The sequence below is a fragment of the Shimia aestuarii genome (assembly GCF_022814865.1).
Classification (GTDB): Bacteria; Pseudomonadota; Alphaproteobacteria; order Rhodobacterales; family Rhodobacteraceae; genus Shimia; species Shimia aestuarii_A.
Map to the genome: position 1 here is coordinate 125,843 of NZ_JAKVRD010000003.1, position 21,985 is coordinate 147,827.

Annotated in this window: 28 protein-coding genes; 14 read left to right on the forward strand and 14 right to left on the reverse strand. The window is 61.3% G+C overall.

Annotation, left to right across the window (positions count from 1 at the left end; translation table 11 throughout):
- Positions 1-3: 3 nt before the first annotated feature.
- Genes MK745_RS04520 through MK745_RS04530 form a run of 3 tightly spaced genes read right to left on the reverse strand, consistent with a single transcriptional unit; the run spans position 4 to position 1,739 of the window.
- Positions 4-741, reverse strand: a complete 738-nt coding sequence (locus MK745_RS04520) for an alpha/beta hydrolase (protein ID WP_347813643.1) — start codon at positions 739-741, stop codon at positions 4-6.
- A gap of 18 nt (positions 742-759) precedes the next feature.
- Positions 760-984, reverse strand: a complete 225-nt coding sequence (locus MK745_RS04525; protein ID WP_243612082.1) for a hypothetical protein — start codon at positions 982-984, stop codon at positions 760-762.
- Positions 984-1,739: an alpha/beta fold hydrolase gene (locus MK745_RS04530; RefSeq protein ID WP_243612083.1), complete on the reverse strand. Its 756-nt coding sequence runs from the start codon at positions 1,737-1,739 to the stop codon at positions 984-986. Before MK745_RS04530 ends, MK745_RS04525 begins: the two co-directional genes overlap by 1 nt.
- 233 nt (positions 1,740-1,972) lie before the next feature.
- On the opposite strand from MK745_RS04530, the gene MK745_RS04535 reads away from it, so the two are divergent.
- From MK745_RS04535 to MK745_RS04560, 6 genes are all read left to right on the forward strand, one after another.
- Positions 1,973-3,598 (forward strand): thiamine pyrophosphate-binding protein, encoded by a 1,626-nt coding sequence (locus MK745_RS04535; protein ID WP_243612084.1) that lies wholly within the window; start codon positions 1,973-1,975, stop codon positions 3,596-3,598.
- Positions 3,599-3,745: 147 nt separating this feature from the next.
- Positions 3,746-5,695 carry a threonine--tRNA ligase gene (gene thrS / locus MK745_RS04540; RefSeq protein WP_243612085.1) on the forward strand — a complete coding sequence of 650 codons (1,950 nt, stop codon included), beginning with the start codon at positions 3,746-3,748 and terminating at the stop codon, positions 5,693-5,695.
- A 238-nt stretch (positions 5,696-5,933) separates the two neighbouring features.
- The gene (locus MK745_RS04545; protein WP_243612086.1) at positions 5,934-6,236 is read left to right on the forward strand and encodes a BufA1 family periplasmic bufferin-type metallophore; all 303 of its coding nucleotides are present in this window, start codon (positions 5,934-5,936) and stop codon (positions 6,234-6,236) included.
- 61 nt (positions 6,237-6,297) lie between these two features.
- Positions 6,298-7,155 carry an MNIO family bufferin maturase gene (gene bufB, locus MK745_RS04550; RefSeq protein ID WP_243612087.1) on the forward strand — a complete coding sequence of 286 codons (858 nt, stop codon included), beginning with the start codon at positions 6,298-6,300 and terminating at the stop codon, positions 7,153-7,155.
- Positions 7,152-7,898, forward strand: coding sequence for an HvfC/BufC N-terminal domain-containing protein (locus MK745_RS04555; protein ID WP_243612088.1), 747 nt, complete (start codon positions 7,152-7,154; stop codon positions 7,896-7,898). Before bufB ends, MK745_RS04555 begins: the two co-directional genes overlap by 4 nt.
- Before the next feature lie 9 nt (positions 7,899-7,907).
- Positions 7,908-8,468 (forward strand): DoxX family protein, encoded by a 561-nt coding sequence (locus tag MK745_RS04560; RefSeq protein WP_243612089.1) that lies wholly within the window; start codon positions 7,908-7,910, stop codon positions 8,466-8,468.
- Here the strand turns inward: MK745_RS04560 and MK745_RS04565 are convergent.
- On the reverse strand, positions 8,457-8,825 hold the full coding sequence (locus tag MK745_RS04565) for a hypothetical protein (RefSeq protein WP_243612090.1): 369 nt from the start codon (positions 8,823-8,825) through the stop codon (positions 8,457-8,459). The genes MK745_RS04560 and MK745_RS04565 overlap by 12 nt on opposite strands.
- A 50-nt stretch (positions 8,826-8,875) precedes the next feature.
- Positions 8,876-9,187 carry an ArsC/Spx/MgsR family protein gene (locus tag MK745_RS04570; RefSeq protein ID WP_243612091.1) on the reverse strand — a complete coding sequence of 104 codons (312 nt, stop codon included), beginning with the start codon at positions 9,185-9,187 and terminating at the stop codon, positions 8,876-8,878.
- 201 nt (positions 9,188-9,388) lie between these two features.
- Between MK745_RS04570 and MK745_RS04575 the strand changes: the two genes are divergently transcribed.
- On the forward strand, positions 9,389-9,595 hold the full coding sequence (locus MK745_RS04575; RefSeq protein ID WP_243612092.1) for a cold-shock protein: 207 nt from the start codon (positions 9,389-9,391) through the stop codon (positions 9,593-9,595).
- Positions 9,596-9,652: 57 nt separating this feature from the next.
- On the opposite strand, the gene MK745_RS04580 is transcribed toward MK745_RS04575, so the two are convergent.
- The 3 genes from MK745_RS04580 to MK745_RS04590 all read right to left on the reverse strand — a co-directional run bounded on the left by MK745_RS04580 (position 9,653) and on the right by MK745_RS04590 (position 11,354).
- Complete coding sequence (locus MK745_RS04580) at positions 9,653-9,961, reverse strand: hypothetical protein (protein ID WP_243612093.1); 309 nt, start codon at positions 9,959-9,961, stop codon at positions 9,653-9,655.
- Between the two features lie 120 nt (positions 9,962-10,081).
- Complete coding sequence (locus MK745_RS04585) at positions 10,082-10,558, reverse strand: dihydrofolate reductase (protein WP_243612094.1); 477 nt, start codon at positions 10,556-10,558, stop codon at positions 10,082-10,084.
- A 4-nt stretch (positions 10,559-10,562) separates the two neighbouring features.
- The gene (locus MK745_RS04590) at positions 10,563-11,354 is read right to left on the reverse strand and encodes a thymidylate synthase (protein WP_243612095.1); all 792 of its coding nucleotides are present in this window, start codon (positions 11,352-11,354) and stop codon (positions 10,563-10,565) included.
- 146 nt (positions 11,355-11,500) lie between these two features.
- Between MK745_RS04590 and MK745_RS04595 the strand changes: the two genes are divergently transcribed.
- Both MK745_RS04595 and MK745_RS04600 read left to right on the forward strand, forming a co-directional pair.
- Positions 11,501-11,929 (forward strand): VOC family protein, encoded by a 429-nt coding sequence (locus MK745_RS04595; RefSeq protein WP_243612096.1) that lies wholly within the window; start codon positions 11,501-11,503, stop codon positions 11,927-11,929.
- A gap of 5 nt (positions 11,930-11,934) precedes the next feature.
- Positions 11,935-12,678, forward strand: a complete 744-nt coding sequence (locus MK745_RS04600) for a DUF1194 domain-containing protein (protein ID WP_243612097.1) — start codon at positions 11,935-11,937, stop codon at positions 12,676-12,678.
- Between the two features lie 41 nt (positions 12,679-12,719).
- Here the strand turns inward: MK745_RS04600 and MK745_RS04605 are convergent, their stop codons facing one another.
- From MK745_RS04605 to MK745_RS04615, 3 genes are all read right to left on the reverse strand, one after another.
- Positions 12,720-13,217, reverse strand: coding sequence for a MarR family winged helix-turn-helix transcriptional regulator (locus MK745_RS04605; protein WP_243612098.1), 498 nt, complete (start codon positions 13,215-13,217; stop codon positions 12,720-12,722).
- A 104-nt stretch (positions 13,218-13,321) separates the two neighbouring features.
- Positions 13,322-13,579 (reverse strand): succinate dehydrogenase assembly factor 2, encoded by a 258-nt coding sequence (locus MK745_RS04610; protein WP_243612099.1) that lies wholly within the window; start codon positions 13,577-13,579, stop codon positions 13,322-13,324.
- Position 13,580: 1 nt separating this feature from the next.
- A complete protein-coding gene (locus MK745_RS04615; protein WP_243612100.1) occupies positions 13,581-13,991 on the reverse strand; it encodes a helix-turn-helix domain-containing protein in 411 nt (136 codons plus the stop codon).
- 84 nt (positions 13,992-14,075) lie between these two features.
- Between MK745_RS04615 and MK745_RS04620 the strand changes: the two genes are divergently transcribed.
- Genes MK745_RS04620 through MK745_RS04630 form a run of 3 tightly spaced genes read left to right on the forward strand, consistent with a single transcriptional unit; the run spans position 14,076 to position 16,053 of the window.
- Positions 14,076-15,278: a pyridoxal phosphate-dependent aminotransferase gene (locus MK745_RS04620; RefSeq protein ID WP_243612101.1), complete on the forward strand. Its 1,203-nt coding sequence runs from the start codon at positions 14,076-14,078 to the stop codon at positions 15,276-15,278.
- Positions 15,275-15,652 carry a bleomycin resistance protein gene (locus MK745_RS04625; RefSeq protein WP_243612102.1) on the forward strand — a complete coding sequence of 126 codons (378 nt, stop codon included), beginning with the start codon at positions 15,275-15,277 and terminating at the stop codon, positions 15,650-15,652. The genes MK745_RS04620 and MK745_RS04625 overlap by 4 nt, the downstream gene beginning before the upstream one ends.
- Positions 15,649-16,053, forward strand: a complete 405-nt coding sequence (locus MK745_RS04630) for a hypothetical protein (RefSeq protein ID WP_243612103.1) — start codon at positions 15,649-15,651, stop codon at positions 16,051-16,053. The genes MK745_RS04625 and MK745_RS04630 overlap by 4 nt, the downstream gene beginning before the upstream one ends.
- A 145-nt stretch (positions 16,054-16,198) precedes the next feature.
- On the opposite strand, the gene MK745_RS04635 is transcribed toward MK745_RS04630, so the two are convergent.
- Positions 16,199-17,584 (reverse strand): MATE family efflux transporter, encoded by a 1,386-nt coding sequence (locus tag MK745_RS04635; RefSeq protein ID WP_243612104.1) that lies wholly within the window; start codon positions 17,582-17,584, stop codon positions 16,199-16,201.
- Positions 17,585-17,822: 238 nt separating this feature from the next.
- Complete coding sequence (ppk2, locus tag MK745_RS04640) at positions 17,823-18,776, reverse strand: polyphosphate kinase 2 (protein WP_243612105.1); 954 nt, start codon at positions 18,774-18,776, stop codon at positions 17,823-17,825.
- A 185-nt stretch (positions 18,777-18,961) separates the two neighbouring features.
- Between ppk2 and MK745_RS04645 the strand changes: the two genes are divergently transcribed.
- Positions 18,962-19,246, forward strand: a complete 285-nt coding sequence (locus MK745_RS04645) for a DUF2218 domain-containing protein (protein WP_243612106.1) — start codon at positions 18,962-18,964, stop codon at positions 19,244-19,246.
- A gap of 99 nt (positions 19,247-19,345) precedes the next feature.
- On the opposite strand, the gene MK745_RS04650 is transcribed toward MK745_RS04645, so the two are convergent.
- Positions 19,346-19,738 (reverse strand): hypothetical protein, encoded by a 393-nt coding sequence (locus MK745_RS04650; protein WP_243612107.1) that lies wholly within the window; start codon positions 19,736-19,738, stop codon positions 19,346-19,348.
- A gap of 282 nt (positions 19,739-20,020) precedes the next feature.
- On the opposite strand from MK745_RS04650, the gene parE reads away from it, so the two are divergent.
- A complete protein-coding gene (gene parE / locus MK745_RS04655; RefSeq protein ID WP_243612108.1) occupies positions 20,021-21,979 on the forward strand; it encodes a DNA topoisomerase IV subunit B in 1,959 nt (652 codons plus the stop codon).
- Positions 21,980-21,985: the final 6 nt, after the last annotated feature.

The following is a 21,985-nucleotide window of genomic DNA, read 5'->3' on the forward strand; positions in this document are numbered from 1 at the left end:
CCATCACAACGCATTGATCCAATTTACGAAAGCCGTGACCGCATCCTGCGTCTGACCGGGGGACATGATATCGCCTGCAATAACGTGGGATGAAGGATCATCGCCTTCGGCCATCTGCACCGCCTGAACCGTCACAGGCCCGCCCCAAGCATCCACGACCGCGCGCGTGGCGCGGTGGTCGACGACCTGATCCGCGTCTGAAAAACGGAACAGCGCCGGGATTGTGACGGCGCCATAGTCCTGCCCCCGCGCGTGTTTCACCAATGCCGCCATCTGGAAAAGCGCCTGCGTCGGATAGCGATGGGTCCAATAGGTCGCATGGCCTTCGTTCCCCGGCTCCCAGCTGCGCGTTTGACCGGCGACTGTCGGCACCCAATATCGTGCGGCAGGCAAGGTCAGCACAACAGAGGCGGGATCAGCAATCGCAAAGTTCGGCGAGACGAGGATGATCCCCGCCACACCCTGCATCATCTCCGGCTGCAACGCCGCCTCGGCAACAAGCGTCGCCCCTGTCGATGTCGCAATGATGATAACATCATTTCCAATTTTATGAGCAACAGCAATAGCTTCCGCGACATCGCTCATCCACTCCGAGGCGCGCGCCTCCGCCAATGCCGCACCTCCAAGCCCGTGCCCGGCAAGCCGCGTATAGACAAGGTTCGCGCCTAGCTCGGCCGCGACAAGATCCGGCACCGGGCGGATTTCCTCACTGGTCGCCGAGAAGCCGTGCACATAGACAATCGCCTGGTCCGTGGCCTCTCAGGTCGTCCCGGCCCAGACAACGCGCTTCTCCACACCCGGCGTGAGCCCCGAATACCCGGCTTCTCGCGCGGCGAGATAGGCGTCTACATCCGGACCAATCGTGGCAGGGTCAAACTCAGGAACAAGCGAAACCGTCTCACGCGGACCAAAAAACCAGAGCCCGCCAAGCAGCAGACCCACAAGAAGAAGCAGCCGCCCCAAGAAACGCCCAAATGTTCGCATTAGACAGATTCCTTGACGTCTATAACCGAAATAACACATTCTTCGATCAGTTTAAGACAAGCCTCATCCGAGAACCTGTGGTCCGCCCCCTTCACAAAGATGAGACGGATATCCTCTGCTTCCGCATGATCGAGCAGGCGCAGCGCCACCTCACGGCTCACGGCCTCGTCTTCCGTTCCCTGCACCATCCGTACCGGGAACGGTAACTTCAAAGGCGCGCGCAACACGAGGTTCTTGCGCCCATCTTCGATCATGCGGCGCGTCACGATATAGGGGTCCATGTAATCCGACGGCAATTCTACCTGTCCCACGGTCTCGATCGCCTCTTTCTGCGCCTCCGAGAAGCCTGCCCAATAGCTGTCCTCGGTGAAATCCGGCGCAGCGGCGATGGTGACAAGGCCGGCAATCCGTTCAGGGATCGCACGGGCCAGCAAGAGCGCCTGCCAGCCGCCCATGGACGAACCCACAAGCACCAGCGGCCCGGAGGTCAGCGCCGTGACCGCCGCGAGCGCATCCTCGTGCCAATCCCCGATACATCCCTCCTCGAATGTGCCAGAGCTTTCTCCATGCCCCGAGTAATCAAAGCGCAGAAAACTCTGCCCCCGCGCCTTGGCCCACGCCTCAAGGTAAAGCGCCTTGGTGCCTTCCATGTCGGATTTGAGGCCACCAAGGAACACCACCGTCGGCCCGGTCTTCCCGCTCTTGTGATAGGCGATCCGCCGTCCTTGTGGCGTGTCCAGATATTGGGCATGCATGCTCTGTCTCCCGTTGGTCTTGCCCGCATCATGCCGGGGGACGGCGTGCTCCACAACTCCCGCGTCTCGAATTCGCCAAAGCGCATATCCACCCGCCTTGACGCGCATTTCACGCATTGAATTACACAAAAAAGGCAAGACACCGCATAGATCACCTTACAAACGCGCGAGATTACGCACACCCCGCATCGCTCCTCCTCTATCAAGGACAAAACGCAACAGGAGACACCCCCATGAGCCAGGAAATCCACGTCCACCAATCCATCGCCCGCGCCCTTGCCGATCAAGGCGTAGAGACCCTCTTTGGTCTGATGGGCGATGCCAACCTGTTCATGGTCGATGCTTACGTGCGCGAATGCGAAGGCCGCTTCGTCCCCGCCGCCCATGAGGGTAGCACCGTCCTGATGGCGATGGCCTATCATCATGTCGCGGGCAAGGTCGGCGTCGCAACCGTGACCCACGGCCCGGCGCTCACCAACTGCATGACCGCCCTGACCGAGGGGCTGCGCGGCCACGTCCCGCTTGTTCTTCTCGCGGGCGATACCCCCGTCGACAACCCGCGCCACCTGCAAGGCATTGACCAGCGCGAGGTGGTGAAAGCCGCCGGCGCAGGCTTCGAACAACTGCGCAGCCCGGCCACCGCCGCCAAGGACTTGGCCCGCGCCTTCTACCGCGCCCAGGTCGAACGCCGCCCCATCGTCCTCAACATGCCTGCTGATTTCATGTGGGAAAAGACGACCCACGAAACCCATGTGCTCGACGTCTTCACGGCCCCCGGCGGCGTCGCCGAGGGTGATACGCTCGACAATGCCATCGGCATGATCGCCTCCGCTCGCCGCCCCCTGATCCTTGCCGGATTGGGTGCTGTCGCCGCGCGCGAGCAACTCATCAAGCTTGCCGACCGCCTCGAGGCACCGCTCGCCACCACGCTCAAGGCCAAGGGGCTGTTCAATGATCACCCCTACAATATCGACATCTTCGGCACGCTGAGCACACCCGCCGCCTATGATCTCATCGCCAAGGCCGACTGCATCGTCTGTTTCGGCACCGGCCTGCATGATTTCACCACCGACAAGGGCAAGCTGATGTCGGGCAAACGCATCGTGCAGATCGATATCGCCCCGTCGCAGATCGGCGGCGGGTTGCACCCCGATGCCGCACTCGTGGCCGATGCGGGCCTCACTGCAGAGACCATCCTCTATTGGCTCGATGAGGCCGAAATCCCCGGCAGCGGCTTTACCCGCGACCTCGAGACCAGCGAACTGACCCATCACCCGGTCGGCCCCAACAAGACCGCCGAAGGGTGCGTGAACTTCGTGCACGCGCTGGAACACCTCGAAGAGCTCTTCCCCAAGGACCGCATCCTCGTCACTGACGGCGGCCGCTTCATGACCGAGGTCTGGTGCCGCCTCTCCGTGCCGAACCCGCATAGCTTTGTGCCGACGGTGAATTTCGGCTCCATCGGCCTTGGCCTTCAGGAAGCCATCGGCGCCGCCGTGGCCGATCCGGACCGCCCCACCGTTCTCTTTACCGGCGATGGCGGCTTCATGATGGGTGGCATCAACGAGTTCAACACCGCCGTGCGTATGGGGCTGAACCTGACGGTGATCGTGGCCAACGATGCCGCTTATGGCGCCGAACATATTCAGTTCCTAGACCGCCAGATGGATCCATCTCTGTCGGAATTCCAATGGCCCTCTTTCGCCGCCACGGCAAACGCCCTTGGCGGAATCGGGGTCGAGGTGCGCTCGGATGCGGATCTTGAAAAGGCGCTCGACATGCTGCGCGGCCATAAATCCGGTCCGGCCCTGATCGAGCTGCACCTTGATCCCCATGACGTGCCACGCATGCGCGCTTGACCATCTGGCGCGACATTTGATCTTTGCAACCGGGCGGCGCGTGCTGCCCGGTTGACATGTCTGCGCATCCGGCGCAAATAGTCCCCGAACCATATACCCGCAACCGGGCGTTCCGTGGGCGCCAAACTGACGAGGAGCTTGAGGCTGATGGCCGATATTTCCCTGACTTTTCCTGATGGTAATGCACGCTCTTACGGCAAAGGCGTAACGCCTGCCGAAGTCGCGTCTTCCATTTCTTCCTCCCTTGCCAAGAAAGCGATCTCCGCGACCGTCGATGGCCAGCATTGGGATCTGCAATGGCCGATCGAGGCCGACGCCTCTATTGCCATCAACACCATGAAGGACAACGACGCCGAGGCGCTCGAACTGATCCGCCACGACCTCGCTCATATCATGGCCCGCGCCGTGCAAGAGATCTGGCCTGACGTGAAGGTCACCATCGGCCCGGTGATCGACAATGGCTGGTATTACGATTTCGACCGCGAAGAGCCCTTCACTCCCGAAGATCTCGGCGCCATCGAGAAGAAGATGAAGGAAATCATCAACCGTCGCGATCCCGTCACCACCGAAATCTGGGAGCGCGACCGCGCGGTGGCTTTCTATGAGGCCAACAACGAGCCCTATAAGGTCGAGCTGATCGAAGCGATCCCCGGCAACGAACCGCTGCGCATGTATTGGCACGGCCATTGGCAAGATCTCTGCCGCGGCCCGCACCTTCAGCACACCGGCCAAGTGCCCGCAGATGCCTTCAAACTGATGAGCGTCGCCGGGGCTTATTGGCGCGGCGATAGTGACCGCGCCATGCTTCAGCGCATCTACGGTGTCGCCTTCAAGAACAAGGAAGACCTCAAGGCGCATCTCCACATGCTCGAAGAGGCCGCCAAGCGCGACCACCGCAAGCTCGGCCGCGAGATGGACCTCTTCCACATGCAGGAAGAAGCCCCCGGTCAGATCTTCTGGCACCCGAACGGCTGGACGATCTACACCATGCTGCAAGACTACATGCGCCGCCAGCAGACCCGTGGCGGCTATGTCGAGGTCAACACACCGCAGGTTGTCGATCGCAAGCTCTGGGAAGCCTCGGGCCACTGGGACAAGTATCAGGAAAACATGTTCATCGTCGAAGTGGACGAGGAACATGCGCGCGAAAAGGCGATCAACGCCCTGAAGCCGATGAACTGTCCCTGCCACGTGCAGATCTTCAATCAAGGCCTCAAGTCCTACCGCGACCTGCCCCTGCGCATGGCCGAGTTCGGTTCGTGTAACCGCTACGAGCCTTCGGGCGCGCTGCACGGCATCATGCGCGTGCGCGGCTTTACGCAGGACGATGCGCATATCTTCTGCACCGAAGCTCAGATCGAAGACGAAACCAAGAAGTTTATCGACTTCCTGTCGCGCATCTATCGCGACCTTGGCTTCGAGACGTTCTCGATCAAGTTCTCCGATCGCCCCGATACCCGTGCGGGCTCGGACGAGGTCTGGGACAAATCCGAAGAGGCACTCAAGGCCGCGACCATCGCGGCGGGCTGTGATTTCGATCTGAACCCCGGTGAAGGCGCCTTTTATGGGCCGAAGCTCGAATTCGTGCTGACCGACGCCATTGGGCGTGATTGGCAATGTGGCACGCTGCAGGTCGATTTCGTCCTGCCCGAACGCCTCGACGCGACCTATATCGGCGAGGACGGGGCGAAACACCGCCCGGTCATGCTGCACCGCGCGACGCTCGGCTCGTTCGAACGCTTCATCGGTATCCTGATCGAGGAACACGCAGGCAAGCTGCCTTTCTGGATTGCCCCCCGTCAGGTTGTCGTGGCCTCCATTGTCTCCGAGGCCGATGACTACGTGTACGAGGTCGTAGACGCCCTGCGCGCCAAGGGTGTGCGTGCCGAGGCCGATACGCGGAACGAGAAAATCAACTACAAGGTCCGCGAACATTCGGTCGGTAAGGTGCCCGTCATCCTCGCCATCGGACGCAAGGAAGTCGAAGAGCGCACTGTCTCGACCCGCCGCCTTGGCGAGAAGCAAAGCAAGGTCCAGAGCCTTGATGAGATTGTAACCGAACTCGCGAAAGAGGCACTGCCGCCCGATCTCGCCTAGCGCAGTTGGCCGAAATTGCAACAAAATCGCAGACGCGCCTCGGAAAACCGGGGCGCGTTTCGCGTTTTGAAACAAAACCGCCCGATCCAACGTGGATTTCTCACGCTTTTGTCACGTCCCCTGACGGACGCGTGACACACGGCCCCGTGATTGGTCCGTGACAGGCTGCCACACCTAAGTTCTTCCCATGCCGCCCAATCGGGTCGGCCAGTTTTCTAAACCAAAGGGAAGAGAAACTATGTCCAAGACCGTCAAAACCCTCGCCGTCGCAAGCGCCGTCGCTGCTGCCCTCACCGCAACCACCCAAGCGGCCTCCGCGATGGAAAAGGAAAAGTGCTACGGTGTTTCGCTCGCAGGTGAAAACGACTGCGCCGCAGGCGCTGGCACGACCTGCGCAGGCACCTCGACCGTTGACTACCAAGGCAACGCCTGGACCCTCGTCGACGCGGGCACCTGCATGGATATCGAACTGCCCGACATGGCAGACGGCTCCAAGCGTATGGGCTCGCTCGAAGAACTCGACCGCGACCTGCCGGCATAAGCCACCCCCGGCGTCCCGTCCCTCGGCGGGGCGCCACATTCTCTGACGAAAGGTGCCTCCGATGCTCGATGCAAGCTCCCGTTTTCCTGCCCTGCCCGCAACGCCGGGTGTCGGCTACAAGCCACAGCACTTCAACGACATCGTAGAAAACCCCGGCACCGTCGGCTGGCTCGAAATCCATGCCGAAAATTACATGGGGGATGGCGGCCGCCCGCTTGCACAGCTGCGTGCGCTGGCCGAACGCTTCCCGATCTCCGTGCACGGTGTCGGCCTTTCGATCGGCGGCGAAACCCCGCTTGATCCCGATCACCTCGCGCGCCTGAAACACCTTATTGGATGGCTCAACCCCGCCTCCTTCTCCGAACATCTCGCATGGTCCACCCATGAAAGCGCCTTCCTGAACGACCTGCTGCCCCTGCCCTACACAGAAGATACCCTGGCCCGCGTCTGCGCCCATATCGATCAGGTGCAAGAGGCCCTCGACCGCCCCATGCTGCTCGAGAACCCGTCAAGCTACCTCGCCTTTGCCGAAAGCACATGGTCCGAACCCGATTTCTTGCGCGAAGTGAGCCGCCGCACCGGCTGTGGCCTGCTCCTTGACGTCAACAACGTCTTCGTCTCCGCCACCAACCTCGCCTATGATCCGCGCAGCTATATCAACGATTTCCCCCTCGACGCCGTGGGCGAGATTCATCTCGGCGGCCATGATGAGGACGAAGACGAACACGGCGCACCGCTCCTCATCGACAGCCACGGCGCGCCCATCGTCGATCCCGTCTGGGCGCTTCTGGACCACACGCTTGCCCTCTCCGGCCCGCGCCCTGTGCTCATCGAGTGGGACAATGATGTGCCCGCCTGGCCCGAGCTAGAATCCGAAGCCGCCCGCGCAGCAGACGCCCTCTCCAAGGTGCCCGCATGAGCCGTCAAAGCGCCTTTCGCGCCGCAATCCTTGACGCCGAGCGCCCCGCGCCGCCCGATCTTCAGGACGGGCTGGGCCGCAGTGCGACCAAACGCTTCAACGTCTATCGCAACAACGTCGCGGTTTCCCTGACCGAGGCGCTCGAGGCAAGCTTTCCTGCCACGGCACGCCTTCTCGGGGACGAGAATTTCCGCTCTGTCGCGGGCCGCTTCCTGCGCAGCTCGCCGCCGGAAAGCCCCCTGATGATGCATTACGGCGCCGGGTTTCCCGATTTCCTCGCCTCGCTCGACGCGCTGGCCGCAAAGGGCTACCTCGCTGACGTGGCGCACCTCGAGCAGGCCCTGCGCGCTGCATATCACGCCGCCGACCACGCGCCGATTGCGCCCGACGCGCTGGCCCATATCGCGCCCGAAGACCTGCCCGAGACGCGCTTTGGCTTTGCCCCGGCGGTTTGCCTTCTGGGCTCCGAGTGGCCGCTTCTCTCGATCTACCGCCTTGCCCTTGATCCCAAGGCGCCCAAGCCTCGCGCCGAGACACAGTCCGTCCTCGTCGCGCGCACCGGCTATGATCCCCTGCCGCATCTCCTGCCGCCCGGCGGGCTCACCTTTGCAACGGCCCTCATGGCGGGCCAAACCCTCGGCGACGCCGCCGAGACCGCCGCCGAGGCCAGCCCCGATTTCGATCTGTCCACCTGTCTCGCGTGCCTCCTCTCTGCCGAGGCCATCACCGCGATCCTACCCTGAGGTCTTCCCATGTCGTCCTTGATCCAGCTCTACACCGCCGTCACCGCCCGCGTGTCCCGCCTTGATGCCCTCCTGCCGCTTCTTGCGCGGCTGATCTTCGCTGCCGTTCTGCTTGGCTATTTCTGGGCCTCCGGCCTGACCAAGCTCGGCGATGGCGTGTCCGGGCTTTTCTCTCCCTCGACAGGCGCATACGTGCAAATCTTCCCGCGCGCCTTCGAAGCCGCAGGTTATGACAGTTCGCAAATGTCGCTGCTGCAATACCTCGTCGTGCTCGCCGGAACTTGGGCCGAGTTCATCCTCCCCGCCCTAATCGTTCTCGGCCTCGCAACCCGCCTCGCCGCGCTTGGCATGATCGGCTTCGTCACTGTGCAATCCCTGACCGATCTCTATGGCCACGGCGGTATCGAACACGCCGAAACCCTCGGCGCATGGTTCGACCGCATCCCCGATGCCGTGATCCTCGATCAACGCGCCTTCTGGGTGTTTCTCTTGCTGGTTCTGGTCATCAAGGGCGCAGGCCCGGTCGCTCTCGACCGCCTGCTTGCGCCCCGCCGCGCCTTAGAAATGTGATTTCGGCTCATCCGGCTTCCCGGCGGCAATCGCCAGCACACCGCCCAGAAGGGCAAAGCTGATCGGGAACATGGTGAAGGCATTGAAATCAAACGCCACATACATGCCTAGCGCCGACAGAAGCATCAGAACACCGCCCCAAAGCGCCCGCGCCCGCGCCATCGCACCCCCGGCAATCGCCAGCATTGGCGCAAACAGCCCGCCAAAACGCACAAGCTGCACGTTCTGCACCTGCTCAAACAGGTCCGGCACCTCGCCATAGCGATCAATGAGGTCCGTATAGCCCCAGCTGAAAAAGCCGATCAGCATTCCGCCGAGCCCGGCAATAATTCCAAGGGTCAAAGCCGCGTTGCGCATGAGGCCTCCTGTTGTCGTGTCAGACCGTCTACATAAGAGCGCCCGCGCCCTTAGCCAAGAGCCGCCTGCACATCCTTGCCCCAGCCAAGATAGAGCGCCCCATCGACCTCGATCAGCGGTCGTTTCATCAGAGTCGGATGCTTCTGCAAAAGGGAAATCGGTGCTTCTTGGCGTTCTGCCGGGCTCAAACCGCGCCATGTCGTTGACCGTGTATTGACCAAAGCGTCGCCAAATTCCGCATATGCCCGATTGAGAAGCGCCTCCGGAACGCCCTCTGCCCGCACATCCACGAACTCTGCATTTCCTAGAACCTTCAACGCCTTACGGCACGTATCGCATGTCTTAAGACCATAGAGTCGCATGGATTACCCCTCTTTTGCGCCAAGACCTGACGCCAAGACGCCTGTTTTTCAAGTCGTTTTGCTTGCTTTTTACAATCGCCGTGCAATCCTCGGTGTAGCATTTCCGTTCGTCTCGCGGCGCCATGGCCCGGGGTGCGCGGCTGAATGCGGTCGTCGGGCCGGAACTCCGGCGGCAAGCAAGGCAATAGAAGGAGACACGGTATGCCGGTCGGCACCGTTAAATGGTTCAACACCACCAAGGGATACGGCTTTATTGAGCCGGAAGATGGCGGCAAGGACATTTTTGTCCATATCTCCGCCGTGGAACGTTCGGGTATGACCGGACTTGCGGACAATCAGAAGATTTCATTCGAACTGATTGAAGGCCGCGACGGACGACAGATGGCAGGCGATCTCAAGGCGCTTTGACGCCCGCTGTGGGCCGGGGCGCCGGATCAGCGCCCCGCTCTTTCGGCGAGATTTGCCTCAATCACACCCTTTGACACCAGCCGGGCAATCGTAGCCGCCATAGCTGCGGCGATACGAGGCGCGGTTATAATAGGTTTCGCCCGTGTTCGGCGTGCCGCAACAGATCACACCCCCCATCGTGATCGGCTGAAGCCCGCTCGGACAGTAGTTGCCCGAGGCCGGATAGGGGTGGATCATCAGGCCTTCTGGCTTGTTCACTTGGCCAATCTGCGGCGCGTTGCTGCTCCAGGTCTGGGCCATGGCCGGCGCCGCCATTAACACGAGCGCCGCAGACAGCTTGGAAATCGTCTTGAGAACCGTCGTCATCGGGAATCCTTCCCATCGAAGAGAATATGCATGTTGAATGCCGCGATCCTACGGGCGCGCTGGCCGCGCTGTCAATTTCCCTAGTGGAAACAAGGTGTTTTCCGGAGCGCCCTCACGGGCTTAGCGCCGCAGGTACTCATGCAGGATACAAGTCGGGTCTTGCGCCCGCAGATCATACGTCCCAACCCGCCGCCAATCTTCTTCCGAAAAGTCCGGGAAAAACGTATCTGCATCCTCGATGGCAAGATCCACTTCCGTCACCAATAGACGTTCGGCCAGCGGCATCATCGCACGATAGATCCCCGCGCCACCAATGCCATAGACCCGCCGATACCCCGCCGCATAGGCGATTGCGATCGCCTCCTCGACCGAGCCCGCCTGATGCTCTGTGAGCCCCAGCTGCCGTGTCACCACGATGTTCATCCGGTTCTTGAGCGGCTTCACGGGCAGGCTATCCCAAGTGTTGCGGCCCATGATGATCGCACCGCCGAGGGTTTCGCGCTGAAACGCCTTGAGGTCTTCCGGCACGTGCCACGGGATATCGTTGTCCTTGCCGATCGCGCCGTTACGATCCCGACCAACCATCAATGAAATCATAGAGTTACACCGCAACCGGAGCCGAAATCGCCGGGTCCGGATCATAGTTGAGGATTTCGAAATCCTCGTATTTGAAATCAAAAAGCGATGGCACATCCCGCGTGATCCGCAACTGCGGCAGGGGTTTCGGGCGGCGCGCAAGCTGTGTTTGAACCTGTTCCATATGGTTGGAATAGATATGCGCGTCGCCGATCGTGTGGATGAAATCGCCCGGTTCATAGCCCGTCACATGCGCCAACATCACCTGCAGCAACGCATAAGAGGCGATGTTGAACGGCACGCCAAGGAACATGTCCGCCGACCGCTGATATAGCTGCAGATGCAGCTTGTTGCCCGCGATCCGCACTTGCCAGAGCGTGTGACACGGCGGCAGCGCCATATCCGGCACATCCGCCGGGTTCCATGCCGACACGATGAGACGGCGGCTATCCGGCGTCGTCTTGATCGCCTCGACAAGATCGGCCACCTGGTCGATCTCACCCAAATGCCCCGGCCAATGGCGCCATTGATGGCCGTAAACGGGGCCAAGGTCGCCGTTCTCATCGGCCCATTCATCCCAAATCGAGACGCCATTGTCCTTGAGATAGCCGATGTTGGTATCGCCCGCGAGGAACCACAGCAGTTCATGGATGATCGAGCGCAGGTGCAGTTTCTTCGTCGTCACCAACGGAAACCCATCCGCCAGCGGATAGCGCGCCTGCATCCCAAAATACGAAAGCGTGCCGGTGCCGGTGCGGTCCGAGGACTCCACCCCGTGATCCAGAATCGTCCTCAGCGCGTCGTGATATTGCTGCACGGGCGGTCTCCCTGATCCAAAATCCCTCCCTTCTCTCATAAAGACTTCGTGATCGCGTTGGAAGGCGGATTACACTGGCCATGGCGGCGCGGGTTTGCTTTCATCGGGGCAACGACGAACAAGAGCGACGACAAGGGAAACCGCACATGCATCTGAAATACCTGCACACCATGGTCCGCGTGAAAGACCTCGAGGCCTCGATGGCCTTCTATGCCCTGCTCGGCCTCAAGGAAACGCGCCGCTACGATAGCGAGGCGGGCCGCTTTTCGCTGATCTTCATGGCGCCAGAGGGGCAGGAAGACTGCCCGGTCGAACTCACCTATAACTGGGACGGCGATGACGAGCTGCCTTCGGATTCGCGTCATTTCGGCCATCTGGCCTATGAGGTCGGCAATATCTACGAGATGTGTCAGCACCTGATGGACAACGGCGTCACCATCAATCGCCCGCCGCGTGATGGGCGCATGGCCTTCGTGCGCTCGCCCGACAATATCTCCATCGAACTTCTGCAAGAGGGCGAGGCCCTGCCTGCCGCCGAGCCCTGGCTCAGCATGGAAAGCACGGGCCACTGGTGATCGCGATGCGCGGTCGCGCTTTCCGCACTGTGCGGCGGCTGGGATATGCCGCTGCCGGGCTTGCGCTTCTTGCGGCCGGGCCTGCGCGTGCGGTCGAGTGTCGTCTGGCGCTGCTGCTGGCGCTCGATGTGTCCAGTTCGGTCAATGCAACAGAGGACGCGCTGCAACGGCGCGGCCTTGCCCGCGCGCTCTTGTCGCCAGATGTGGAACGCGCCTTCTTCATCGCGCCGCAGCATGTGGCGCTGGCGGTCTATGAATGGAGCGGGCGCTACAATCAGAAGATCCTCCTTAACTGGACCCTGATTGAGAGCCCTGCCGCGCTTTATGAGGCGGCGGCGACACTGGCGTCCTCCGAGCGCAGCACCACGAAATTCCCCACCGCGCTTGGCTATGCGCTTGGCTATGGCGCGACGATGTTCCAATCCGCGCCACGCTGTCTTTACAATACGATCGATGTCTCCGGCGACGGCAAGAACAACGAAGGCTTCGGCCCGGAAGAGGCCTACAACGCCTTTGCCTTCCGTGACATCGTGGTCAACGGTCTGGCGATCAATGCTGCTGAGTTCGAGGCCGAAACCGATCTCATCCCATATTACAAGAACGAAGTCCTGCACGGCCCCGGCGCCTTTCTCGAGATCGCCACAGGCTATGCCGATTTCGAACGCGCCATGAAGCGCAAGTTGGAGCGCGAACTAAGCCCGCCGACGCTCGGCCTGCTGCCCCCTGTGGAAGACACCCGCACTCGTTAACCAAGGACTGTGCAAAACGCGCGGGGTCCGGGATGCACAGCCTAGTAAATGTAGCGGATCTGATCGGCCCAATAGCGTTCGACCCGGCGCAGCGCAAAGGTGATCTCCTCGATCCCCTCCGCCCCAAGCACGCCCTTGTCGCGCAAGCCATCCGCATGGCGCTCAAACAGGGCGGCGACCACATCGCGGATTTCGCGCCCCTTCTGCGTCAGCCGGACCCGCACCGAGCGGCGGTCAATCTCACAGCGTTGATGGTGCATAAACCCCATCTCGACGAGTTTCTTGAGGTTATAGCTGACATTGCTGCCTTGGTAGTAGCCGCGCGATTTCAACTCGCCCGCCGTAACCTCGTTGTCGCCGATGTTGAACAAAAGAAGCGCCTGAACCGCGTTGATCTCTGGCACCCCGACTCGCTCGAATTCGTCCTTGATGACGTCGAGCAAGAGCCGATGCAGCCGCTCGACAAGCGCCAGCGCATCAAGATAGGAGGCCATGAACCCCTGATCGAGGCGCGTCTCAAGCTGTGTGTGAATGCTCATCTGCATCTCCGACTCGTCCGTGTTGAGGTCGGAGATTGCGCGACAAAGCCCAACAATCGGTTAAACCGCGTCGAGAATAGATAAAATGCAAAGTGAAAGCTGCGCTAGCCGCTGATGGCGCGCGAGATATTCCCGATCAGCCCCTGAAACCGGTCGGGTGCGGGCTGTTGGCCCGTCACCCATTGATAGAGGTCTTGATCGTTTTCGTGCAGCAGATCCTCGTAAAGATCGAGAGCCGCTGCATCCATCCCCGCGAGGTTATCATCCGCATAGCGCTCGAGGATGATATCCATTTCCTTGATGCCCCGGCGCATAGAGCGCATCTTGAGGCGTTTCAGGCGGGTCTCGCGGGGTTCTGTCATCTTAGCCGATATCCTTCAGTTTCAACCGAAGCTTCTTTTCCAGCCGCGCCATCTGGTCAAGCTTCAATTTGAGATCAGTGCGCAAATCACGCATCTCGACGAGGATCGCATCAAGACCGGGGACCGCTTCTTCCTCTGGGGTGAGGTCGACGCCTTCGCCTTCCCCGATCAGGAGCCAGCCAACCGACACGTTCAAAAGGCCGGCCATCATCTGAAGCTTGTTGGCGCGCGGCTCGGAAATATCGTCCTCCCAGCCTTTCACGGTCGTCAGCTTGACACCCAGACGGCGGGCAAGTTGGCCTTGCGTCATCGAGGCGTTGTTGCGGGCCGCGGCAAGACGATCTCCGAACGTTGCCACGTCCTCCCCGAACCAGTTGTCGTCCGTCTGGTCCAAGATGGTTTCTTCCGTCATTTATCGGTCTCCTCTGCCTAACCGCTTGATCGGGTCCCGGGCGCACCCTAAGACATGGGGGTACTGAACACAAACGAGGTTCCCATGTCCTTCCTTTCCGAGACGCTTTCTCGCGTGAAACCGTCACCGACCATCGCCGTGACGACCAAGGCCGCCGAATTGCGCGCTGCGGGCAAGGATGTGATTGGCCTCGGCGCGGGCGAGCCGGATTTCGATACGCCGCAGAATATCAAGGACGCCGCCGTCGCCGCCATCGCCGCTGGCAAGACGAAATATACCCCCGTCGACGGCATCCCCGAGCTAAAACAGGCGATCTGCGCCAAGCTCGAGCGCGACAACGGCCTGTCCTATACCCCGGCGCAGGTGAGCGTCGGCACGGGCGGCAAGCAGATCCTCTACAATGCCCTCATGGCAACGCTGAACGAAGGCGATGAGGTGGTGATCCCGGCGCCCTATTGGGTCTCTTATCCGGACATGGTGCTGCTCGCGGGCGGCATCCCTGTCATCGCCGCCGCGACGCTCGAGAACAGCTTCAAACTGACCCCCGAACAGCTCGAGGCGGCAATCACCCCCAATACCAAATGGCTGATCTTTAACTCGCCCTCCAATCCGACCGGCGCAGGCTATAGCCGCGACGAGTTGAAGGCACTGACAGATGTGTTGATGCGGCACCCGCATGTCTGGGTGATGACCGACGACATGTACGAGCACCTCGCCTATGACGATTTCGAGTTCTGCACCCCGGCGGAGATCGAACCGGCGCTCTATGACCGCACCCTGACATGCAACGGCGTCTCCAAGGCCTATGCGATGACCGGCTGGCGGATCGGCTATGCCGCTGGCCCGGTCGAACTCATCGCCGCCATGCGCAAGATCCAGTCGCAATCGACTTCGAACCCCTGCTCGGTCTCGCAATGGGCCGCCATCGAGGCGCTCAACGGCACGCAAGATTTCCTGCCCACCAATAACGAGATCTTCAAACGCCGCCGCGACCTCGTGGTTTCCATGCTGTCCGAGATCGACGGCATCACCTGCCCGGTGCCGGAAGGAGCGTTCTATGTCTACCCCTCGATCGCCGGTCTGATCGGCAAGACGTCCAAGGGCGGCGCCAAGATCGATAGCGACGAGGCCTTCGCCACTGCCTTGCTCGAAGAAACCGGCGTTGCCGTGGTCTTTGGCGCGGCCTTCGGCCTCTCGCCGAACTTCCGCGTCAGCTATGCAACCTCGGACGAGAACCTCAAAGAAGCCTGCACCCGGATCCAGGCTTTCTGCGCGGGGCTGTCATGAATCAAAGCAGGATCACTGCCAACCTCCCCAGCCGCGATTTCGACGCGACCGAGGCGTTCTACGCCGCGCTCGGCTTTGAACGCGCCTACCGCGGGGATGGCTGGATGATCCTGCATCTCGACGGTCTATTGGTGGAATTCTTCCCCCATCCGGATCTCGACCCGAAGACAAGCTGGTTCTCCGCCGGGCTGCGCACTCCTGCGATTGCGCCGATCCGGGACCGCTGGGCCGCGGCAGGATGCTGGTCAGAGGAGACGGATATTCCCCGCCTGACCGGGATCACCGACCCAGCGGGCGACGTGCCCGGCATGTTCTGCATGATTGATCCCGACGGCAGCCTGTGGCGGATCATGGAAGACGGAGGCCCGGCATGAGCGCAGACCTGCCAGAGTATTATTTCCGCGTCCGCGAGAACGGCGCCGTGGTGTTCCGCGTCGATAGCGACAACCGCCAGCGCCGGATCGAGATGGACCAGATCGCCGTGGTCAATATCCGCAACGGCGAGATCAAGCCGCATGGCGATCGCGCGCTGTCGGAAGAAGATGTCGCGGTCATCCGCGACTGGATGAGCGAACGCCAGGGCGTCCTCGCCGCCCGTGACATCGACGATATCCTGCGCACAGTGGATCACCTCAACCTGACGACGCAATGGGCCCAATCCCGCGCCTCGGAAGACCAGCTCGAAGAGGTTACGGATGCGCTTCTTCTGGCGATGCATGACCTGCGCTCGGTGCTTGTGCGCAAGAAGGCCGACCGGTTGATGAAAGAGGATTGAGGGGGAGGCTCCCGCCTCTTTGAGACGCAGGCCAAGGCCTGCGCCGTCAAAGCGTTGGGCGTGGCTGGGGGCGCAGCCCCCAGACCCCATTTGCAACTGGGGGCCCTGCCCCCAGACCCCCGGAGTATTTCCACAAAGGGGAAGATCAGGAGCGCGCGAAATGGCTGCGGAGCGCAGGCAGTTTGCCACGCCAGAAGCGCAGCATCAGCAGGACCGCCGCCACGCTCAGCCCCATGACGAGGCCGAACCACACACCCGGCCCCTCCCAGCCCAGTACGAAGCCGAAGACATAGGCAAAGGGCGCGCCCACAATCCAATAGCTCACCGTGGCGATGATCATCGGCGCTCGTGTATCCTTGACCCCGCGCAGCAGCCCCAGCGCCATGACCTGCGCCGCATCCACCACCTGGAACAGTGCCGCCATCATCAAGAGCATCACCCCGGTGGCGATGATCAGGCTGCGGTCCGGGTCTTCCGGCGCAAGGAACAGACCCAAAAGCACGTCGGGAACGGTCAGGAAAACCGCCACCGTCGCCACGGCGACCCCCATCGAGAGCGCGATGACGATCCATGCCCCGCGCGCAAGATGATCCGCGTCCCGCCGCCCAAGCGCATTGCCCGCACGCACCGTCGCCGCGTTGGAGAGGCCCAAGTGCACCATAAAGCTCACACTGGCCAGTTGTAGCGCGATCCCATGCGCCGCAAGCGCCACCGTCCCCAGCCAGCCCATCATCACGCTCGAGGCTGCAAAAAGCCCGACCTCAGCAAGGTTGGTGACCCCGATTGGCACACCAAGCCGGAACACATGCGCAAACGCATCCCAGTCGGGCCGCCAGAGCCGGGCAAAAAGATCATGCTCAGGCAAGGCGCACGCCGCATATAGCGCGATCCCCAAGAGCGACACCGCCTGCACACCGAGCGAGGCAATGGCCGCGCCACGCAGGCCGAGTTCTGGTGCCCCCCAGTTGCCGAAGATCAGCGCGTAGTTGATCACCGCATTGAACACCGCCGCGCCGACCGTGACCCAGAACACCACCCGCGTGCGCTCGAGCGCCGCAAGATAGGACTTGAGCACCATCACGAGAAGCGCCGGAATAAGCCCCACCCCCGCAATCCGCAGATACACCTGCGCATCCGCCGCCAGCGCCGGTGCTTGCCCGAGTCCACGCAGGATCGGCCCGGAGAACCACATTACCGGCAAAGTCAGAAGTGCCGCGATCACCGAGAGCCACATGCCCATCCGCGTCGCACGGCGCAATGCCGTCTCGTCATCCTCGGCCGCCGCCTCGGCCACCAGCGGCATCACCGCGATGGCAAAGCCCGATTCAAGGATGAACAGGACAAAGAAAAAACTCGACCCAAGCACCACTGCCGCAAGCGCCTCGACCGAATACCAGCCCAGCATGACCGTATCTGTCAGATGGATGGCAAATTGCGCCACGTGGCCCCCGATCAGGGGCACGCCAAGGCCGAGAATCGCGGCCAGATGGCCCCGAGGGGTCATCGCAGAAGGTAGGGTTCGCGTCGTCATGGCAAAAGCAGTAGAAGCGGATTTCGGGATTGGCAAGACACGCTATGCGCGATCCAGCAGCCCCCCGCGACACAAATGACACAGGCGTATCTCTGCGACGAGACCGGCCCAGCGCGGGCGGGCTTGGCCTCGAAAGACGAAGACGGCCCTGATCGCCCATCGATCAGAGCCGTCCAGTAAGGACCATTCGACGTTCAGACAGCACCGCGCCCCTCCTGCGACAGTGCTACGAAGGCCCTTATCCCTTGCGTGTATCGGGATGCAGCGCCGTGCCGAGGATATGCTCGGAGCGGTGGATCACATGGTGAGCCGAAGACACAATGAGCGGGTCCGGCGCATGGGCAATCTTGAGGTTCTTGCCCGGATAGTCGAGCGAATCGAGGAAATGCAGCATGCAGTTCAGGCGCGCGCGTTTCTTGTCGTTCGATTTGATCACCGTCCAAGGCGCATCCGCCGTGTCAGTATAGAAGAACATCGCCTCTTTCGCCTCGGTATAGTCGTCCCACTTGTCGAGAGACGCCTTATCGATCGGCGACAGCTTCCACTGTTTGAGCGGGTCTGTAGCCCGGCTCTCAAAACGGGCGCGCTGTTCATCCTGCGTCACCGAGAACCAGTATTTGTAGAGCCGGATACCCGAGCGCACGAGCATCTGTTCAAGGTCCGGTGTCTGGCGCATGAATTCGAGATATTCGTTCGGCTCGCAAAAGCCCATCACCCGCTCAACACCGGCGCGGTTGTACCAAGAGCGGTCGTAGAACACCATTTCGCCCACTGTCGGAAGCTCTTGGATATAGCGTTGGAAATACCACTGGCCCTTTTCCTCCCAAGTCGGCTTGTTCAGCGCGACAACGCGGGCCTGTCGCGGATTAAGGTGCTCGGTAAAGCGTTTGATCGTGCCGCCCTTGCCGGCCGCATCCCGGCCCTCGAACAGAAGCACGAATTTCTGCCCGGTCTCCTGTGCCCAAATCTGCACCTTGAGAAGCTCGGCCTGAATCTGCGCCTTCTGACGCTCATAGACGCGGCGCGAGAGCTTGGTGTCATAAGGGTACTCGCCCGTCTCAAAGGCGCGGCGCACCTCTTCGGCGGTCGGCTGCACCTTGCGGTTGGCACTGGATTTTTTCACCGAGGCAACCTTGATCTCCTCTTCGGCTTTCGTGATCGCAGCAGGGGCATTCGCAGGGGATGCGGTCATTCGTGTCTCCTTTTTCTGAACTTGTGCGAAGACTACTGCATCCTGCTTGACGTGGCCTTGATACACGTCAACAAATCGCGCCTTTGTCGGGCCTGTTTTTGCGCACAGAGGCGGTGCGCTCCTGTGCGTTGCACAGAACCGCGCCAACGCCGATATCTTGGGCAACACAACATAGGACACCCCCCATGACCCAGACAGCAACCGCCACAGCGCAAACCGCGCACGCCTCGCGCTACCTGCAACAACTCGGCAAACACTGGTCGCACAAGGCCGAGGTCTCCATGACCCCCGAAGCCGCGACCATCGCTTTTCCCAATGGCAACACGCTGGCGATGCAGGCCGCGCCCGATCACCTCGCCATGCAGGCCACGACCCCGGATACAGCCGACCTCGCAACCTTCCGCGACGTGGTCGACCGCCACATCCTGCGCTTCGCCTTCCGCGAAGAGCTCGTGATCGACTGGAGCTGATCTCCAAGTTCGGCCCCGATTGACTCTCGATCTGCTTGCGACGTCAGCGGCTCAATTCCGCATACCCAGACGCAGGGCAAAACCCTTTCTCAATGCATTTCAGGTCGAAGGAATCGCTCTGCGTCCCGCCGCTTCCTCTCGAAACTCTGCCCAGCGGTTTCTCAGGTAAAACACATTGATAATCATCCAGAGCGGGTTCAGCGAAAGCAGCGTCACCACGATCAAAGCCCATCTACGGCGCTTCACGGCCATAAATGATGCCACCACTATCACAACCAGAAGCACCGCTAGGGGGGCTGCGAACTCGAAATCAACGCCTTTCGGGCTCCCAACAACAGCCGCAAGCAATCCGCCCAACGGAAAGACATAAAAAAATGCCGTGCTATAGGCGATGAAGTATCCCCAATTAAAGCCAAGCTTCTCTGGATGTCTCTGCTTCCATTTGTAGCCATGCCAAAAGGTCGGCACCAATGATACCAACAGTGCAAGCACTGAAATTCCCTGAATAACTGGTCCGAGCATAGTAAGGATAACCACCCAAATGATTGAAGTCGCTTAAAGAGTTTCTTCTAGAGGTAGCAAAAAGAATTGGCAACACTCCTTGCCTGCACTCTTCCCCTACATCACCCCCAAATGCCGCAGCGGAACAAAGACCTTCCCACCGCCCAATGACCTAATCTGCGGGGATCGCACAGCGCGAAACCGCTCTTTCCCCTGCCCCGCTCCCCTGCCATAATGCGTGCCAATCAACACCAAGAAGAGCAGCGCACCCGCATGGCAAACGATCTCCTGACCGAGACCCAATCGCAAACCTATGACGCCTCCTCCATCGAGGTTCTCGAGGGGCTTGAACCGGTGCGCAAACGCCCCGGCATGTATATCGGCGGCACCGATGAGCGCGCGCTGCACCATATGGTCGCCGAAGTCCTCGACAACTCAATGGACGAGGCCGTTGCAGGCCATGCCAACCGGATTGAGGTCGAACTGCACGAGGACTACTCGATCACCATCCGCGACAACGGCCGCGGTATCCCTGTCGATCCGCACCCCAAGTTCCCGGACAAATCCGCGCTCGAGGTGATCCTGTGCACCCTTCACGCGGGCGGGAAATTCTCCGGCAAGGCGTATCAGACCTCGGGCGGCCTCCACGGTGTCGGCGCCTCCGTGGTCAACGCGCTTTCCGATTCCATGATCGTTCAGGTCGCCCGCAACAAAGAGCTTTACGAGCAACGCTTCTCGCGTGGCCTGCCGCAAGGCCCGGTGGAAAAAGTCGGCGCTGCCCCCAACCGGCGCGGCACGACCGTCACCTTCCACGCCGACCCCGATATCTTCGGCTCGCACCGTTTCAAACCCGCGCGCCTGTTCAAATCCATCCGCTCCAAGGCCTATCTCTTCTCCGGTGTCGAGATCCGCTGGAAATCCGCCATCGACGACAAGGAAACGCCCACCGAGGCCACCTTCCACTTCCCCGGCGGCCTCTCGGACTACCTTAAGGAGACGATGAACGGCTCCTCGACCTATGCCGACCAGCCCTTCGCCGGCACCGTCGATTTTCAGGAACGCTTCGGCACCGCGGGCAAGGTCGAATGGGCGATCAACTGGACCCCCTCGCGCGACGGTTTCATCCAGTCCTACTGTAACACCGTCCCCACTCCCGAAGGCGGCACCCATGTCGCGGGCTTCTGGGCGGCGATCCTCAAGGGGATCAAGGCCTATGGCGAGTTGGTCAACAACCGCAAGGCCAAGGAGATCACCCGCGAAGACCTCATCACGGGGGGCTGCGCCCTCGTCTCCTGCTTCATCCGCGAACCGGAATTCGTCGGCCAAACCAAGGACCGCCTCGCCACCGTCGAGGCCCAACGCCTTGTTGAAAACGCCGTGCGCGACCATTTCGACAACTGGCTCGCCGCCGATACCAAATCCGCTGGCGCCATCCTCGATTTCCTCATCCTGCGCGCCGAGGAACGCCTGCGCCGCCGTCAGGAAAAAGAAACGCAGCGCAAATCCGCGACCAAGCGCCTGCGCCTGCCGGGTAAGCTCGTGGACTGCACCGCGACCAACCGCGAAGGCACCGAGCTTTTCATCGTCGAGGGCGACTCGGCGGGCGGCTCGGCCAAGATGGGCCGCGACCGCAAGACCCAAGCCCTCCTGCCCCTGCGCGGCAAGATCCTCAACGTCCTTGGCGCCGCGTCCTCCAAACTCGGCTCCAACCAGGAGATCAACGACCTGACCCAGGCGCTCGGCGTCGGGCTGGGCTCGAAATTCAACGTCGACGACCTGCGCTATGATAAGGTCATCATCATGACCGACGCCGACGTGGACGGCGCGCATATCGCCTCGCTCCTGATGACGTTTTTCTTCACTCAGATGCGTCCGATGATCGACGCAGGCCACCTCTACCTCGCCTGCCCGCCCCTCTTCCGCGTCACCCAAGGCGCGCGCCGTGTCTATTGCCTCGACGAGGCCGAAAAAGACGCCGTCCTCGCCAAAGGTCTCGGCGGCAAAGGCAAAATGGACGTGAGCCGCTTCAAGGGCCTGGGCGAAATGGACGCCAAAGACCTCAAAGAAACCACCATGGACCCCGCCTCACGCAAGCTCATCCGCGTCACCATCGACGAGGACGAGCCCGGCGAAACCGGCGATCTGGTGGAGCGTCTGATGGGCAAAAAGCCGGAACTGCGCTTCCAGTATATTCAGGAAAACGCGCGGTTCGTGGAGGAGTTGGATGTTTGAGGGGAA